Origin of the sequence: Gluconobacter sp. Dm-73 (assembly GCF_018256215.1) — a bacterium.
GTDB lineage: Bacteria > Pseudomonadota > Alphaproteobacteria > Acetobacterales > Acetobacteraceae > Gluconobacter > Gluconobacter cadivus.
Genome location: NZ_JAERLW010000006.1, coordinates 133,467 through 150,114, shown reverse-complemented (window position 1 = coordinate 150,114; position 16,648 = coordinate 133,467). Strand labels below are relative to the sequence as shown.

Sequence of the window (16,648 nt, the reverse complement as noted above, 5' to 3'; positions counted from 1 at the left end):
CAGAAACGCCAAGGCTCCTTACCCTGCAAGTCGTTCCAGGCGTGCGGTGTGATTGGTCAGATCTGCTCTTTCGGGTGTGACGAGCAGGTCTTCCGAGAGGCAGCCAGCATCAGCAAGCGCCTGTTTTGTCTCCCTCAGACGGGGAAGATCAACGCGGGTGTTGATGGGTTCTGCCATGACATATTCCAGAGTGCGCTCGCTTTCCGAAAGGGCGGACTGGGTGCTGGCAATCGCTTCTGCGCGGGCTTGCGGCGTCAAGGCCTGAGATTGTCTTTGGAGAGCTTCCGCCAGTTTGCGCAGACCTTCTCCAATTCTGTCTCTGGCGGTCGCCGGCCAGAAGCTCGTGAACATGGCATAGGTGATGAAATTGCCCAGCATGATTCCGATGATACGGTCCCGCGCGGTTTCCATGTCGCTGGTGGGGCCGAAGCCTTTCAGATCCGATAGATAAAAGGCCAGACCGATCTGAAACCCCGCATAGGCAATGCGCTCATCACCCGTTTTGACCCATGCCGCGAGCAGGGACACCACGAAAATCAGAACCAGAAAACCGGTGATCCCATCCAGATAGGGCATGACGAAAATGATGGAGCCAATGCCAATCGCCCCCCCCACAAGCGCCCCTGAGATACGCAGGGTCAGCTTGGAAACCATCTCCCCCATGGTTGGCAGCGCAACGATGAAGCAGGTGATGATGCAGGTGTGGATACCGGGCCAGTCCAGCACCATGAAGGCCAGATAGCTGAGCATAACCCCCGCCGTGCCCTTGACCGCAAACCGGACATGTTCGGGATTGCTGAATGCGTCGTCCGCGAAGAAGCCGGATTTTTTCTCCGGGGGGGCAGCTTTCGTACTTTCCGCAGGGAGCGTGGTAAACTCGGGCAGCATGTCCGCCATGGCGCAGGCTGCTGGAGATGCGGTGCTGACGGTGGGGCGCTCGATGTCGGCTGGATAGTCCCCGGCTGCGAAAATGGCGGCCATTTTTTCAAGCGTTGCTATCAGACAGGCCGCGTCTTCTGCTGATAGTCCGGTTCGGTCTGCTTCATCGGCGAGCGCGAGGACGGCCACGCTGCTGCTTGCGGCCTGTCTGAGGCAGGCCAGATCTTTGACCGCCCAAATTTTTTCCAGCCCGGCCATTTTCGCAGACTTCATCATGTCTGTCGTGCCGATGCGCAGCATGTCCGTCGCTTGTTCGCGGGTACGGTCATCCGCGCCCCGAAGCAGGCGGCACGCCATGAGAAGACGGGCTGCAATATCGTCGGTCAGAACCCTGCGCGGAGACGGGCAGATCAGCATACCGAGCACGATCATGACCGCTCCCGGCACGGCCAGAAACAGATCCGTATAAAGAATAGCCCGAGTAATGACTTCCCCGACCGGAACCTGATCAATCACGACCAGTCCAAAGACGATAATCAGGCCGAACATATAGGCTACGGGTTTGAGTTTACTGGCTGACCCCAGAAAGAAAAACCCAAATGACAGGAGGGCGATCACGATCACCAGTTCCATCGCGTGATCCAGCGTGATCTTGATCAGGCCATAGATCAGCAGGAGCAAGAACACCACCACGATGTTCACCAGAACCCCGACGAGGGCATTGGTCACGCGGTCTTTCTGCCATAGTGCCATCGTCACGAGTGCCGGAACGCCCAGATCGGGAACCTGCCAGATTTCCCCGACCAGAACGGTGGTTGTGCAACCCGCCGCCATACGCAGCGCATAGCCCATACGTCCCGGCGCAGGGTCCCATATCAGGCGCCAAATCCGCGCCAGCCCAAGGGTGCGAAGGGGCGATGCGGACTGGATCACGTCCTGATCCGAAACGTCCGGAGAGGTGGCTTCAGGGACAGGCAGCGCCATGCCGGACCTCGACCGTCGCGGTGGCGCCAAGTCGCAGCAGTAGAGGGTTCGCTTTCTCCAACTGGATACGGACCGGGAAACGCTGGGCGACATGCACCCAGTCCATCTGTCGCGGCACGAGGGGAAGCGAACGGGCAATTCCGGAGGAATCCACCGACAGAACGCCCCAGCCGATACTTTCGACATGACCACGGATCGGTGTGTTCCGATCGATCATGGAATGGACCGTCACGCAGTCTCCAACCCCGACGGCTTCAAGATCGCCCTCCCGGATATTGGCCATTGCATACCATTCATTGTCCGCGATCAGCGTGAACAGAGACTGCGAGGGCGCCAGAACTTCGCCGACCTTGACGCGCAGGCTGGTGACATATCCGTCCGCAGGAGCAATGACCGTGGTCTGTCGCAGTTCATACCGGACACGATCATACGCTGCCTGACTGGCATCACGCGCGGCGATCGAACTTTTCAGATCGCCAATTGCAGTCGTGGCCGCCGTGGACTGGATGCGGGACTGGGCCAGCGAGATTTCGGCGTCGTGTAGGGCAACGCGGGCCTGATCGTATTGCTGCCAAGGAATATAGGACTTTCCGGCCAGAGGCTGAAGCCGCTCCACCGTCCGCGCCGCCAGATCCCGGTTGGTCTGGGCGCGGGAAACCTGATCGCCAGCCGTTGCGGCGTTGGAGGTCTTGACGCTGAGCAAGCGCGTCTGGTTCTCCACTTCCGCATTGGCCAGATCCAGATTGGCTTTCGCCTGTCGAAGCGTCAGTTCATAAGGCTCAGGGTCAATCTGGTATAGCACATCGCCTTTGTGCACATGCTGGTTGACCGACACGTTCAGTATTTTAAGGCGCCCTCCCACAACCGAAGCGATATGCACCACTTCCGCATCAATGATGCCGCTATCGGAGGAGGGGTGAGCACTGTCTTCATGGGCGACATGTATGCCGAAAGCGGTGGCCGCTCCCACGCACAGGACCGCAATGATGATGCCGACTGGTTTTTTGCTGGAAACAGGGATGCGCTGCACGATCAGGGTCCGAATACCAGCGTCCACACCGTGAGTGCGGCGATGACGCCAAGGGCGACATAGGTGAAGAGGCGGAAGCTGAGCAGCGCATCAAGCCCTGTCAGCAGAAAGAGGACGCGCAGGCCCACAGCCGTCGCCACGCCGATCAGTGCGCAGGCCATCCAGCCCGGGAAATAGGCTCCCATGATCGGAAAGGCCGGAGCGCCGCGAAGAGTGCATCCGCCCGTCAGGAGAAAAGCGGGGCCGGAGATGCAGGATCGGAGGCGGGCAGGTCGCATTGGAGGCAGGAAACTTTCGCGCGGCCATCAGGAGGGCTGAAGCCTATCACAATCATTTGCGAAAGACACAGTCCTGTCGACCCGGTAGGGAAGTCGAGAATGGAAAACTGCTGCTTCTGTGAAAAGTTGCAAGTCAAGAAACGAATTCGGATTGAGGACGGGAATGATGCTCTGCTTGAAGGGCGTCGGGCCATCCGATAAGCAGGCTTGGACATCCTCACTTTCTCCAGCTTTCGGCCTGATGGACATGACTTTGCGGACGCCTCTGATCCTTTCCTTCGGCAGTATCAATATTGATCTGACGGCCCGAAGCCAGCGGCTTCCCCGACCCGGTGAAACCGTGCATGCCGACAGTTATGCGATCGGACTGGGCGGGAAGGGCAGCAATCAGGCGGCGGCTGCTGCAAGGCTTGCACAACCGTTCGACGTGGATGTCGCTCTCGCCGGTCGTGTGGGGTGCGATGCGTTCGGAGCGCAGGCCCGGGCCAGTCTGGAGGGTTTCGGCGTGGATCTCTCGCCGCTGCGGGATGATCCCGAGCACCCGACCGGCATTGCCCTGATCGGGATCGACGCTTCGGCGGAGAACTGCATCACCGTTGCCGGCGGGGCGAACATGGCGGTGGACGGAACGGATGTTGTGGCTGCATCGCCTTGGCTGCACAGGGCGAAGGTTCTTCTGCTCCAGCTCGAAATCCCCCAGGCAGTCGTTCTTGCTGCCGCGCGTCAGACGAAGCGGGCGGGAGGGCTGGTTGTACTTGATCCAGCTCCTGCACCCGAAGATGGACTCCTCGCCGCTTTATGGAGCGAGATCGACATTCTGACACCCAATGAAAGCGAGACTTTCAGCCTCACCGGCATTCGTCCCGCGACTATTGAAGATGCAAAGACGGCCGCAGAAGCTCTTGTGGCGAAAGGTGTCCGCGCCGTTCTGGTCAAGATGGGAGCGAAAGGCGTGTTCTGGCACGATGGAACGTCATCAGGACACATCCCGCCATTTCAGGTAACTCCGATCGATACCGTGGCTGCCGGAGACTGTTTTAATGCAGGGCTTGCCGTTGCGCTGGCCCGTGGAGAAAATCTGCCGGAAGCAGCCCGGATCGCCTCAGCCTGTGGAGCTTTGGCAACGACCCGTCGTGGCGCCGCAGACGCCGCACCGGAATGGAGCGAGGTCGCGGCGCTTCTTCAACAGTAGGTCGCTTCCTTAGCGTGGCCCCGGTCCATATCCCGGTGGGGGCGGCGGAGGCGGTCCTGGAGGCGGTGCCGCAATATTGGCGCCAACGACCCCGGCAATCAGACCCGTTGCCAGAGCTGTCAGCAGGAACTGGTTTCCAGAACGCGTCCAGTAATAACCGGGCGGTGGAGCATACAGGCCACGATAGTTGCGCCAGTTATTGACGGCCCAACGATTGCCGCGGGGGCCGTCATAACGGTCTCCACGACGCCACACCCGGTCAGGACCGCCGCGCCGACCGCTGCCGCGATAATCGCCATTTCGTCCCGGACCATCATGCCATCCGGGCCCACCCTGAGGACCGGAATTCCGTGGATCGGCAGAAGCCAGAGGCGCTGCGGCGAGGAGGCAGCCTGCCATCAATCCTGCGAATAATTTTGTCTTCATAACTCACCTTCAGGCCCGACTGTTCAACTCCGGGCACTTACAGTCTCAAGGTAAATCCTCTGACATGGCCGGAATATGGCTTTTAGGGCTCGATCTGTAACGGTTTGTGAAATCCTGGAGTTGCTTTGTCGGTTCCGGAATAAAGATTCTTACAGAGCGGAAGGCTTTCCGTGCTCAGGAATGTGCGCTTATGTTCGCTTTCTTACATTTCGCGTCAGGATTCCATCATGCCTCACGATCCGCCTTCCACCAGTCCAAGACAGGACCAGATCGTGCGTCTGGTTCGTAGTCAGGGCTACATGGCCAATGAGGAGATGGCGCAGCATTTCAGCGTTGCGGTTCAGACCATTCGCCGGGATGTGACCCATCTTGCGGAACTTGGCCTGCTGTGCCGCCATCACGGAGGTGCAACGCCCGTCTCTACGGTTGAAAATCTGGATTACGATGCGCGCCAGATCCTCAATTCCTCTGCCAAGGATGCGATCGGACGTTATGCGGCGGCCCTGATTCCCGATCGTTCGTCTTTATTCATCAATATCGGCACAACGACGGAAGCCTTTGCCCGATCTCTGACAAGCCACAGGGATTTGCGGATCGTGACGAACAATCTGCATGTGGCATCGCTTGTTTCTGGGCGGACGGATTTTCATACCATCATTGCGGGCGGGCAGTTGCGTCCGCAGGACGGCGCCATTCTCGGTGCCACAGCCATTGAAACCCTGTCTTCGTTTCGCACGGAATTCGGCGTAATCGGGATCAGCGGGATTGAGGAAGATGGCACGTTGCTGGATTTCGATCTGGAAGAAATCCAGTGCGCACGGACAATTATCCGGAACTCGCGTCGTGTTCTGCTGTTGGCCGATCATACGAAGTTCACGCGCCATCCGCTGGGTAGGGTGGGGGATCTGCGGGATATCGACGACCTGATCACCGACCGTCCGGTCTCCGACTCCTTTCAGCGGCTTCTGGATGCTGCGGGTGTCACGCTGCATGTGGCTGAAAATCACGAATAACGCAGCGTCTTCTAACACTATTGCGTTACGAATCACATAAACCCCTTTCTTTATCGCTCAACATGCTCCAAAACGAACATCGACCGCTCGTTTTGGAGCGTGATGACAGGAGATTATGATGTCATCGATTCATGAGGTTTCATCTTCGGCCAATCCATCCGCGCCCTACGACCTTCTGGTTGTGGGCGGGGGGATCAATGGCTGCGGAATTGCAAGAGATGCCGCGGGCAGGGGGGCGAATGTGCTTCTCGTCGAGCAGGATGATCTTGCAAGCCATACATCGTCCGCCAGCACCAAGCTTATTCATGGCGGCCTGCGCTATCTCGAATATTACGAGTTCCGGCTGGTCCGTGAGGCCCTGATGGAGCGTGAGCGTCTGCTGAAGATCGCACCGCACATCATCTGGCCAATGCGCTTCGTTCTGCCGCATTCGAAAATGCTGCGTCCGGCATGGCTTCTGCGTACGGGGCTGTTCCTGTACGATCATCTGTGCCCGAACATGACGCTTCCCAAGACGAAGGCTCTGAATCTGAGTTCGGCTCCGGCGGGCAAGCCGCTGCGTTCGGAGTATGTGCGCGGTTTTGAATATTCGGATGGCTGGGTGCAGGACAGTCGGCTCGTGGTTCTCAACGCCATGGATGCCGTGCGCGTGGGTGCGAACGTCCAGACCCGCACGCGTCTCGTTAAGGCTGTTCGCGGCCCGCAGGTCTGGACCGCCACGCTCGAAAACACCCAGACGGGCGAGCAGAGCACGGTTCAGGCAAAGGCCCTCGTAAACGCTGCCGGTCCTTGGGTGGCGGAACTGCTTCAGGACCGTCTGAACGTGCCAAGCCGCAACAAGGTACGTCTGGTCAAGGGCAGCCACATCGTGGTTCCGCGCGTCTTTGAGGGTTCGCAGGCCTACATCTTCCAGAACCCGGACAAGCGGATCGTCTTCGCCATTCCCTACGAGCAGGACTTCACCCTGATCGGCACCACGGATGTTCCGTGGGAGAAGGATCCGGGGAAGGTCGACATCTCGCCTGAGGAAATCAGCTATCTGTGCGAGAGCGTAAACCGCTATTTCACGAAAACCGTCAGCCCCGATGATGTCGTCTGGACCTACGCAGGCGTGCGCCCGCTCTATGACGACAATTCGGGCAATGCCTCGGCCGTGACGCGTGATTATGTGCTGGATGTGGATGCGACGGCCGCGCCGATCCTGTCCGTTTTCGGCGGTAAGATCACGACTTTCCGCAAGCTGGCCGAACATGCCGTCGAGAAGCTCGCGCCGCATCTCCCCGTCCTGCACAAGCCGGGCTGGACGGATGGCACCCCGCTTCCCGGAGGAGAGTTCGCGCCGAAGGATTTCGACGCACAGCTTCGTCGCTTCCGTGGATACGCGCCGCATCTTTCCGAGCGCAGTTCGTGGCGTCTGATGCGCAATTACGGGCTCCGGGCTTATGAAATCGCCACTGCAGATGCGGAAGGCATGGGTCAGATGTTCGGCGACACGCTCAGCGCGCGGGAAGTGGATTACCTGATCGACAACGAATGGGCCCGCACCGCCGAGGACATCCTGTGGCGTCGCTCACGGCTTGGTTTGTTCGTTAATGATGCTGGTCGCGCGGCCCTTCAGACCTATGTCGAGGGACGTCTGCCAGCGGTCGTCGCCTCCGTTGCCAATCCCGATCAGGTCGTGCGGCAGAACGTCGCCTGACCATTTTTACTTCATTTTTCATGGCGGATATCAGTCATGTCAGAAAACAGACGTTATCTCGGTGAGCTCCTCGCGGAGTTCTTCGCAGTCGCAATCATCATTCTCTTCGGAGACGGCGTTGCGGCCATGTACTCGCTCTACGATCCCAGTCCGTACAAAACGGCCTATTGGGGCGTGTGTATCGTCTGGGGTCTGGGTGTGACGGTGGCGATTTATGCCACCGGCGCGATCAGCGGAACGCATGCGAACCCGGCTGTCACGCTGTCTCTGGCCATGTTCCGCGGCTTCTCGTGGAAAAAAGTGCTTCCGTACATTAGCGCTCAAGTTCTGGGTGGTTGTGCCGGTGCAGCGGTAGTTTACTCGCTTTATGTCCCGGTTATCGACCATTTCAATCTGGCGCATAACCTGACGCGCGCCGTCGACGGTGGTGCTTCGGGTGTATTCTTCACCCATCCCGGTGATTTCGTCACGGTGTCGCATGCGTTCTGGGACGAGCTGGTTCTGACGGCTGTTCTGGTTTTCGGGATTTTCGCGATCACCTGCCAGTACAACACGCAGGCTCCGCAGGCCAATTCGAGCGCGTTGATCATCGGTCTGCTGGTGGCAATCATCGGCGCGTCCTGTGGCTATCTGGACGCCTGGGCGATCAATCCGGCCCGTGACTTTGGCCCGCGTCTGTTCTGCTTTTTTGCGGGTTGGGGACAGAGCGCACTGCCGGCACCGGGCAACTACTTCTGGGTGCCCATCGTTGCTCCTCTGATCGGTGGACCGATCGGTGCTGCACTCTATCAGTTCGGCCTGCGCCCGTTCATGCCGCGCTATCTGGAGCAGACGGTCATCGTGGCCCCCGAGGGGATCAATCCCGCCGAGCCGGTTCTGGTCGTGTCCAATCCTGGCGATCCTGCTTTCCCGGTCGTCAACAGAGTGTCCTGAAAATCAGTCTGAATTTTTTTGAACCCTTATTGGAGTGTCCATCATGAACAAGAAAGACTGCATCCTCGCCATCGATCAGGGCACGACTTCGACCCGCAGCATCGTTTTTGGAAAGGATGCGCAGGCTCTGGCGATCTCCCGCCGTGAGTTTCCGCAGCATTATCCCGAACCCGGCTGGGTGGAGCATGACGTCGAAGACATCTGGCGCGATGTATTGGCCACGGCGCGGGAGACCATCGACGAAGTGGGCGGGCCGGAGCGGATTGCGGCTCTGGGCATTACGAACCAGCGAGAAACTGTCGTCATCTGGGATCGCGAGACGGGTCGCCCGATCCACCGCGCGCTCGTCTGGCAGGATCGCCGGACGGCCCATGAGTGCAGTCTCCTGCGTCAGCAGGGCAAGGAAGCCGTCGTCCGTGACAAGACCGGACTTCTGCTGGACCCGTATTTCTCGGCCAGCAAGATTGCCTGGCTTCTCGATCACGTTCCCGATGCGCGTCGTCGTGCGGAAGCCGGAGAACTCGCAGCGGGCACGATCGACTGCTTCCTGTTGTGGCGTCTGACGGGTGGCCGCAAACATGCGACTGACATCACCAATGCCTGTCGCACGTCTCTGTTCAACATCCATACCCAACAGTGGGATGATGAACTTCTGGAGCTTTTCAACGTCCCGCGCGCCCTTCTGCCGGAAGTCTGCGACAACAGCAGCGATTTTGGGGAGACGGAAGCCAAGCTGTTTGGCGAGAAGATTGCCATTGGCGGGATGGCAGGCGACCAGCACGCTGCCGTCATCGGGCAGGCCTGCTTCCATGAAGGCATGGCCAAGGCGACGTACGGTACGGGCTGCTTCATGCTGCTCAACACCGGCGAAAAGCCCATCATGTCCAACAATCGCCTGCTGACCACAATCGCCTATCGTATTGGTGGCAAGACCTTCTACGCGCTGGAAGGCTCCATTTTCGTGGCGGGCGCAGGCATCAAGTGGCTGCGTGATGGCCTGCAACTAATCACGCATGCCTCCCAGACCGACGACATGGCAACCCGTATCCCGGACAGCCACGGCGTGTATATGGTTCCGGCCTTCGTGGGCCTTGGCGCTCCGCACTGGGACCCTGACGCGCGCGGCCTGATCTGCGGCCTGACGCTCGGCTCCACGCAGGCGCATATCGCCCGCGCCATGCTGGAATCCGTGGCCTATCAGACCTATGACCTGATCCGCGCCATGCGCGAGGACGGTGCCATGCGCACGAGCATCCTGCGGATTGATGGTGGCATGGCAGTCAACGACTGGTTTGCCCAGTTCTTGTCCTCCATGCTCAAGGCCGAGGTTGAGCGTCCGGTCAATATCGAGACCACGGCTCTTGGGGCAGCCTTCCTTGCCGGATTGCAGGTCGGGCTGTGGAAGAGTCTGGACGAAGTTGCGGCGACCTGGAAACAGGAGCGCGTTTTCGCACCGAAGATGGACCCGGCACAGCGTCGCATCATGATTGATGGCTGGCATGATGCCGTCCGTCGCACGCTGACGCCTCCTGCTGCGGCCGCGCCCGCGACGGTCTCTGCGGTCTCCAGTCAGGCTGCTTGAGCGGTCAATGTTTCAGGAAAACCGGCGCCCCCAAAGGCGCCGGTTTTTTTATTGGATGCCTGACAGAGCAAGGCCTTGCGCTGCTTTGTGGAGTTGAGGCTTTGATCTTGCCGGACTTGGCAGTATCCTTCCCGGCACTCCGACGAAATGGAAGGCCACGACTGGCGTGTTCTTGTCCATTTTCGACAGGAAAACAGGAAGTATGCCCGCAATGACCGTTCCGCAGCAGTCCAGTTCCTTTTTCAATCAGCTGCGCCAGATCAACGGAGACCGTGGGTTTTTCGCAAATCTGGGTGGTTTCTTTTGCGTCAGTTGCATGATGGGGCTTGGCAATCTCTTCAGTCAGTCGCTGTTTCATGAAAACATGGCCTGGTTGCTGGGTCCGCTCATGGTCATGATCGGGCTTTATTTCTTCGTGCCGTATTTCATCCTGCTGCTGATGAAGCGCCGCTCCAGCGAAGGCTGAACCGGATTTTTTCATAGAAAAAGGGGAGCTGGATCTGATCCGGCTCCCCTTTTTTATTATGGCCCGTAACTGACGAAAATCAGTGCGGCGTATGGTCCTTGCGAACCTTGGCGACCTGATCTGCGCTTACGGTGTAGGTGCCGCTTCCGAAGGTCTTGCTGACATAGTTCACAAGGCTCGCGACTTCCGCATCATCCAGACGCTGCACATCTGAAGTGCTGCCGAACGCCGGCATGCTGGCATGACCATCCGCCGTCTTGCGGTTCACACCCGTCAGGATTGTCATGATCAGATTGTCCGGACGGCCCGCACCAACCACGGAGTTTTTGTAAAGCGACGGCGCATACTGATCGACGGTGCCCGCGCCGTTCTGCCCGTGACAGGCGGCACAGTTGGCATCGAACAGGTTTTCCGGGGCTTTCTGCGACAGGTTGTCGATCCGCGTCAGGTTGCCCGAACGCAGGTCGGGAATGTCGTTCGCCTTGCCAAAACCGTCACGAGGCTGAGTGTCGGACGCATCGTCGATCGCCTTGACCTGAAGGACGAACGCCGCCAGTGCATGCAGATCTGCATCCGTCAGATGGCTCGTGCTGTGTTCGACAGCTTCTCCCATCGGTCCGGCTGCCTGACTTCTGCCTTTGGCCCGGCCCGTGCGCAGATACTGGACGAGATCGTCTTCGCTCCAGTCTCCGATCCCGCCTGTTTTGCTGGGTGTGATATTTGGAGCGTACCAGCCGGACAGCGGGCTTCCCGCCAGATACTGGTCCGACTTTTCCATCAGCATGACGTTGCGCGGCGTGTGGCAGGTTCCGCAATGTTCGAGCGCAATGGCCAGATACCGGCCACGCCGCATCTTGTCATAACTCGCAGAATCGCCAGTTTCCTGCGTCTCGGTCCCCGCCAGCATGTTCCAGCCTGAAAGTGTCAGGCGGATATTGCTCGGAAAACTGAGTTGGGTTGCGGGGGGCGTCTGCGCGACAGGTTTGACCCCGTTCATGAACCACACATAAAGCGCGTGAACGTCCTGATCCGTCAGGGCCGCATAGGAGACATACGGCATGACCGGGTAGAGGTTTGCGCCATCGCGGCGCTTGCCCTTGCGGAGGGCCTGCTCGAAATCATGTTCCGAGTATTTGCCGATCCCATGATCGGCATCGGGCGTGATGTTCGTAGAAATGATGTCGCCCATGGGCGTTGCAATCTTCAGCCCTCCCGCGAACGGTGTACCGCCCGGCTTGGTGTGGCAGGCGATGCAGTCCGCAGCCGTAGCGAGATAGGCGCCACGGTTCACGACATCCTGATCCATATCCGCCGCCCGCGCAGCGAAAGAAGACAGTCCAGCCAGAACCGTTCCACCAACAAGAAAAGACCAGAAAACGGTTTTGAAATCAGGCATGGAGCAGTTCTTTTTTCAGCGTATCGGCAACACGAAGCGCAAGGGCTGCGACGGTAAGGGTGATGTTCCCGGTCCCGACCGTGGAGAACACGGACGAACTCGCGATGAACAGGTTCTCGTGGTCATGCGTCCGGCAATGGCCGTCCACGACGGAATCCTTGGGGTCTACGCCCATGATGGTGCTGCCGGAGGGATGATCCTGCGGGAAATAGCCCGGCGTCCACTGTTCATCTGTGCCATGCATCAGGCCGATGAGGTTCTTGAACAGCCCGCGCGTATGCTCGCAACTGCGGACCGTGTAGTCCGGCAGCTTGTAATAGACATCCGGATGCGGAATGCCGAGCGCATCCTTATGTGTCTTGCTGAGCGTCAGGCGGTTGTCCGGATCGGGCAAGGCCTCGTTGTGGCTGAACAGACGGACGGTGTGGGACGCCAGATACCGGATCTGATCTTCCAGATCCTTGCCGACATACCCCTTTGAAATCGCAAGCTGCGTTGCGAAATCGACCTGATTGTCATCGACCATGTGGACGAGATACGCGCCACGATCGCCACGCCAGTCGCCATCGCGGAAATTGTCGATCACGTTGGTCTCAAGCGGGCCACGTCCCGGCCACAGCGCCTTGTCGCCGCTGATGAACGTCACCTGCACGCCGGTATGATCCATCATGTTCCGGCCGACATGGCCCGAACTGTTGGCAATACCATTCGGGCTCTGCTCATCGGCCGAAACCAGTAGCAGCTTGGCCGTCTCGATGCAGTGGGCTGCGATCACGAAATACTTGCCCGTAACACGGTGTGATCCCTTGTCCGGATCGTAATAGTGAACGGCCGTCACCTTCTTGTTCGCGCTGTCACGCTCGATTTTATAGACCACCGCATTGGGTACGAACTTCGCCCCGGCGGCCTCGGCGTGATAGACGGAATAGCCGCCGTTATACATCGCCCCGATCGGGCAGATTGGCATGCAGTTATTGTGCCCCTCGCAGGTCGGACGGCCGTCATAAGGCCGCGTATTGCGAGCCTGCGGCTCATGTACGACACGATAAGGTGTCTTTTCGTTGATGAGCTTGCGGAATTGTTGCGCCGCATAGGAAATCGGCAGCGCTTCCATCGGATAGGGCTGCTGGCGGGGGGAGCCCAGATCCTCGACCTTCGGGTCCGGTCCACACACGCCCATCATGACTTCGGCCTGATAATAAAATGGCTCAAGATCGTCGTATTTCAGCGCCCAGTCACGGCCCTGACCATAGCGGGTCTTGAGTTCGAAATCTGACGGCAGGTAGCGCCACGCACATCCGGCCCAGTGCCAGGTCGTGCCACCCATCATCCGCAGATAGACCTGCTGATACGCTTCCGCGTTCGGGCCGCTCGTATGCAGATACTGGTTCGGCGTCATCTGGTTGGGCGGATGCACGGCCCAGGGTGTGGACGGGAAGGGGCCCTGATAGGACGGCTTGTTTTCCAGATTGCGGAAATTATCCACGAAATGCTGACGGTCCACACGCGGCCCGGCTTCCAGCACGATGACGGAAATGCCCGCGCGCGCCAGTTCGTTCGCAATGGAACTGCCAGCCACACCGGACCCGACGATCACGACATCGGCGGAGAGATTCTGATCAGAAGACATAAGAGATGCTGTTCCCGCTCTCAGGTAGGTTCCACGTCGAACTTGGACGGCGACAGCGCAGGCGCGCCGGTCGGCTTGTCGACTTCGGGAGGTTGGGTCGTCCAGTAGAACGGGCCGCCCGCGGCATAGGTCTTGGGGTAGATCGCGTCCTTGGTGACGTCGAACATCAGGGCGGAGCGATAGACCACAACCTTGCCGTCCGCGACCCCGCGATACCAGCCGGTCATGATGTCATGAATGACGTCCTTGAGCGCCGGATCGGCCTGTTCGGCGGCTTTGGCGAAGGCTGAGGCGTTTTCGTAATTCCCGCTCTCCAGAAGCGTCGCCAGCTTTGAAAGCTGAGCTTTAAGCTCCGGGCCGGACTGGAGAATGCGCTCGTACAGTGCCTTTCCGATCCGGGGATCAAGAGAGGCGCGATCTGTCAGGCGCGTTGACACCTTCATGAAGCGCTCAAGTTCCGGATCGGCGCCAGTCGCAGGCTCTGCGGCCACGACATTTCCAACCGCCAGAACGCCCACACCCGCCATGCCCGTCATCAGCGTATCGCGACGCGACATCCGCGTCAGCCGGTTCAGGCGCATGGCATTGGGGGAGGACGTATGGAGGTCAACAAGAGGGCAGTGACGATCTTTCGTCATGTAGGATCACTCTTCGCATACACTCGAGACGGATGACATGACCGTGATCAGTGTCACCTTACAGAGGTCCGCAACCTACAGACGTCACGTGATCATGCAACCGTGAAGAGCTGATTATCGGTAAATAATCCCATGAGGAGTAAAGTTTTCGGACGATATGTCGAAAGGATAGAAAGCGAAAACGCTTGTTATCCTATTATGGTTCCCGAAAAATCCTGAAGAGTTCGACGATGCTCTATTGTCGGGAATCTTCGAGGGAAAGCGAGTAGTCGTCGGGATATTCGTGCAATGAGGTTTACTATTATTGAGAATGTTTCTCAATTCGTTTTTGGGGGCCTTATACGGCAATTCTGTTCAGACCCTGAAAAGAAAACGGGCGCAGAAATGTTCCTGCGCCCCATCATCACCGCTCTCAGGTCAGCGCAGGATCAGGCGCCTACCCCCATGAAAACCAACGCTGTCGTGATGAGCCCAACCAGAACGGCTAGAATGATGCTGCATTTCAGCGTGAAATGCAGCAGTTCGCCCTCGCGCCCGACCAGCCCGACGGCCGCCGACGCTACAGCGATGGATTGCGGAGAAATCATCTTTCCAACCGCGCCGCCGACCGTATTTGCTGCGACCAGAAGCTCCCCGCTCACTCCGATCTGCCGTCCGGTTGCCGCCTGAAGTCCGCCGAACAGCGCGTTGGAAGACGTATCGGAGCCTGTGAGGAACACCCCGAGCCAGCCCAGAAGCGGTGCGAAGAACGTGAAAGCGCCCTTGGTCATGGCGAGCACCAGAGCCAGCGTGGTGGACAGGCCGGAGTAGTTTGCGAGAAACGCAAAAGCCAGCACCATGCCGATGGCGTAAATGGGAATACGCAGTTCGCGCAAAGTGTCGCGGAATGTTGCGAGGGCATCTGTGGGGCGCATCTTCAGGAACAGAACAGTCATCACACCGGCCAGCAGAATGGCTGTTCCAACAGAGGAAATGAAATCCAGCTTGAAGATTGCGGCGTAAGGGGTCGGGTTGGGGACGATCGGAGCCGTTTTCAGGACAAGGTTATGCAATCCCGGAAACTGAATGACGAGAACCGTCCAGTTCAATGGCCCACCAGCGGCAAACAGCGCCTTGAAGGGCTTGATGCTCCAGATGGCGACGAAGGCCGTGAGAATGATGAACGGAGACCAGGCCCGCATGATCTGCGATGACGTGTAAGATGTGTTGTCAATTACGGCATCTGCGGGTGTATCGCCGGTGTCGAAACGGAAAACCCGGCTCGGCTTCCAGAACCGCAGAAAGAGCGGGATGGCAACCATCGTCACCAGCGGTGCAATGATATCAGGAAGTTCCGGCCCGATCAGTAGGGCCGTCAGCGACTGTGTGAGGGCAAAAACAACGCCGGTAAAGAGAATGACAGGCCATGTCTCACGAATGCCGCGCATGCCGTCCACAACGGCGACCAGCCAGAATGGAATGATGATGCCGATCAGGATCAATTGCATGACGACAAGCCGACCGACGGCATAAGGCTCGGTCCCGATCACCTGTGCGCCGACGATCACGGGAATGCCCATGGCTCCGAATGCGCCGGGAGCCGCATTGGCGATCAGGCACAGTCCTCCGGCATAGATCGGCGGAAATCCAAGCCCGACGAGCAGCGCGGTTGTAATGGCTACAGGCGCTCCAAAACCGGCGGCTCCTTCCAGAAAAGCCCCAAAAGCAAACGCGACCAGAAGAAGCTGGATGCGCTGATCTTTCGAGACTGTGGAAATGGAATGACGGATAATGTCGAACTGCCCTGTCCGGACGGAAATCTTGTACAGGAAGACCGCCCCGATGATGATCCAGGAAATTGGCCATAATCCATAAGCGAAGCCATACAGACCGGCGGCTACAGCCGTGGAAACGGGCATTCCATAAAACAGGACGGCCAGTGCGAAAGTAATTCCCACAGTAATGGTGCAGGCAATATGACCCTTCATATGCAGATAAAGAAGGGCGAAGAAGAAAAACAGGATTGGAATAAGAGCGATTGCTCCAGAAATCCAGATGTTCCCTATTGGATCGTAAACTTGTGCCCAGGATGACATGCTGGATCCTCCAAAATAAAAACCAAGTGACATTTAGAAAAATATATCTTTTTCTTGTCGTTAAAGAGGATGTTATTTTTTGATAACAATAATGGCAATGATGATATTTTGAAGAATGCGGTAAATTTTATGACATACTTTTTTTAATAGTTGGATTGGAAAGAATAAGCCTCTTGATGGTTTTGAACGAATTATAATGTTTATCGATAAATATCATGGTTAAAGATTGATGGGTTTGTGAAAAATTTTCTCTCAATCAACAGGGAAGCTGAAATAAATCGGGATGATCTGAAATAGATATAAAATATTGATCAGAACAATTTTGCATGAAAGAAAAAATAATTTTCCAAACTGAGAAATTTTACTGATATCGGGAGATTTTAAGATTTTTTATTGCGGATTTCCCATGTGGGTGCGCAGGTTCGAG

The 16,648-nt window shown here is 57.8% G+C and carries 14 protein-coding genes; 6 read left to right on the top strand and 8 right to left on the bottom strand.

Annotated features, from left to right (window positions below; translation table 11 throughout):
- Positions 1–18 precede the first annotated feature (18 nt).
- The 3 genes from JK176_RS07980 to JK176_RS07970 are packed head-to-tail and all read right to left on the bottom strand — an operon-like array spanning position 19 to position 3,078.
- On the bottom strand, positions 19–1,863 hold the full coding sequence (locus JK176_RS07980) for an FUSC family protein (RefSeq protein ID WP_408874187.1): 1,845 nt from the start codon (positions 1,861–1,863) through the stop codon (positions 19–21).
- On the bottom strand, positions 1,844–2,893 hold the full coding sequence (gene mdtN / locus JK176_RS07975; RefSeq protein WP_194266392.1) for a multidrug transporter subunit MdtN: 1,050 nt from the start codon (positions 2,891–2,893) through the stop codon (positions 1,844–1,846). The genes JK176_RS07980 and mdtN overlap by 20 nt, the downstream gene beginning before the upstream one ends.
- Positions 2,894–2,895: 2 nt before the next feature.
- Entirely contained in the window at positions 2,896–3,078 is a 183-nt protein-coding gene (locus JK176_RS07970) for a hypothetical protein (protein ID WP_235993225.1), read from the bottom strand.
- Positions 3,079–3,418: 340 nt separating this feature from the next.
- Between JK176_RS07970 and JK176_RS07965 the strand changes: the two genes are divergently transcribed.
- Positions 3,419–4,363, top strand: coding sequence for a ribokinase (locus tag JK176_RS07965; RefSeq protein ID WP_211587493.1), 945 nt, complete (start codon positions 3,419–3,421; stop codon positions 4,361–4,363).
- A gap of 9 nt (positions 4,364–4,372) precedes the next feature.
- Here JK176_RS07965 and JK176_RS07960 read toward each other — a convergent pair whose 3' ends face one another.
- On the bottom strand, positions 4,373–4,789 hold the full coding sequence (locus tag JK176_RS07960; protein WP_211587373.1) for an RcnB family protein: 417 nt from the start codon (positions 4,787–4,789) through the stop codon (positions 4,373–4,375).
- 227 nt (positions 4,790–5,016) lie between these two features.
- On the opposite strand from JK176_RS07960, the gene JK176_RS07955 reads away from it, so the two are divergent.
- The 5 genes from JK176_RS07955 (at position 5,017) to JK176_RS07935 (ending at position 10,482) form a co-directional block, all read left to right on the top strand.
- Positions 5,017–5,802, top strand: coding sequence for a DeoR/GlpR family DNA-binding transcription regulator (locus JK176_RS07955; RefSeq protein WP_194266388.1), 786 nt, complete (start codon positions 5,017–5,019; stop codon positions 5,800–5,802).
- A 118-nt stretch (positions 5,803–5,920) separates the two neighbouring features.
- A complete protein-coding gene (gene glpD / locus JK176_RS07950) occupies positions 5,921–7,501 on the top strand; it encodes a glycerol-3-phosphate dehydrogenase (protein ID WP_194266768.1) in 1,581 nt (526 codons plus the stop codon).
- Positions 7,502–7,537: 36 nt separating this feature from the next.
- Positions 7,538–8,434, top strand: coding sequence for an MIP/aquaporin family protein (locus JK176_RS07945; protein ID WP_211587372.1), 897 nt, complete (start codon positions 7,538–7,540; stop codon positions 8,432–8,434).
- A 43-nt stretch (positions 8,435–8,477) separates the two neighbouring features.
- Positions 8,478–10,016, top strand: a complete 1,539-nt coding sequence (gene glpK, locus JK176_RS07940) for a glycerol kinase GlpK (protein WP_211587371.1) — start codon at positions 8,478–8,480, stop codon at positions 10,014–10,016.
- A 211-nt stretch (positions 10,017–10,227) separates the two neighbouring features.
- Positions 10,228–10,482, top strand: a complete 255-nt coding sequence (locus JK176_RS07935) for a hypothetical protein (protein WP_194261642.1) — start codon at positions 10,228–10,230, stop codon at positions 10,480–10,482.
- Between the two features lie 79 nt (positions 10,483–10,561).
- Here the strand turns inward: JK176_RS07935 and JK176_RS07930 are convergent, their stop codons facing one another.
- The 4 genes from JK176_RS07930 to JK176_RS07915 form a co-directional block, all read right to left on the bottom strand.
- Positions 10,562–11,878: a cytochrome c gene (locus JK176_RS07930; protein WP_211587370.1), complete on the bottom strand. Its 1,317-nt coding sequence runs from the start codon at positions 11,876–11,878 to the stop codon at positions 10,562–10,564.
- The gene (locus JK176_RS07925) at positions 11,871–13,508 is read right to left on the bottom strand and encodes a GMC family oxidoreductase (protein ID WP_211587369.1); all 1,638 of its coding nucleotides are present in this window, start codon (positions 13,506–13,508) and stop codon (positions 11,871–11,873) included. Before JK176_RS07925 ends, JK176_RS07930 begins: the two co-directional genes overlap by 8 nt.
- Positions 13,509–13,528: 20 nt before the next feature.
- On the bottom strand, positions 13,529–14,146 hold the full coding sequence (locus JK176_RS07920) for a sorbitol dehydrogenase family protein (protein WP_211587368.1): 618 nt from the start codon (positions 14,144–14,146) through the stop codon (positions 13,529–13,531).
- A 428-nt stretch (positions 14,147–14,574) separates the two neighbouring features.
- Entirely contained in the window at positions 14,575–16,221 is a 1,647-nt protein-coding gene (locus tag JK176_RS07915) for a lactate permease LctP family transporter (protein ID WP_211587367.1), read from the bottom strand.
- Between the last annotated feature and the right edge of the window lie 427 nt (positions 16,222–16,648).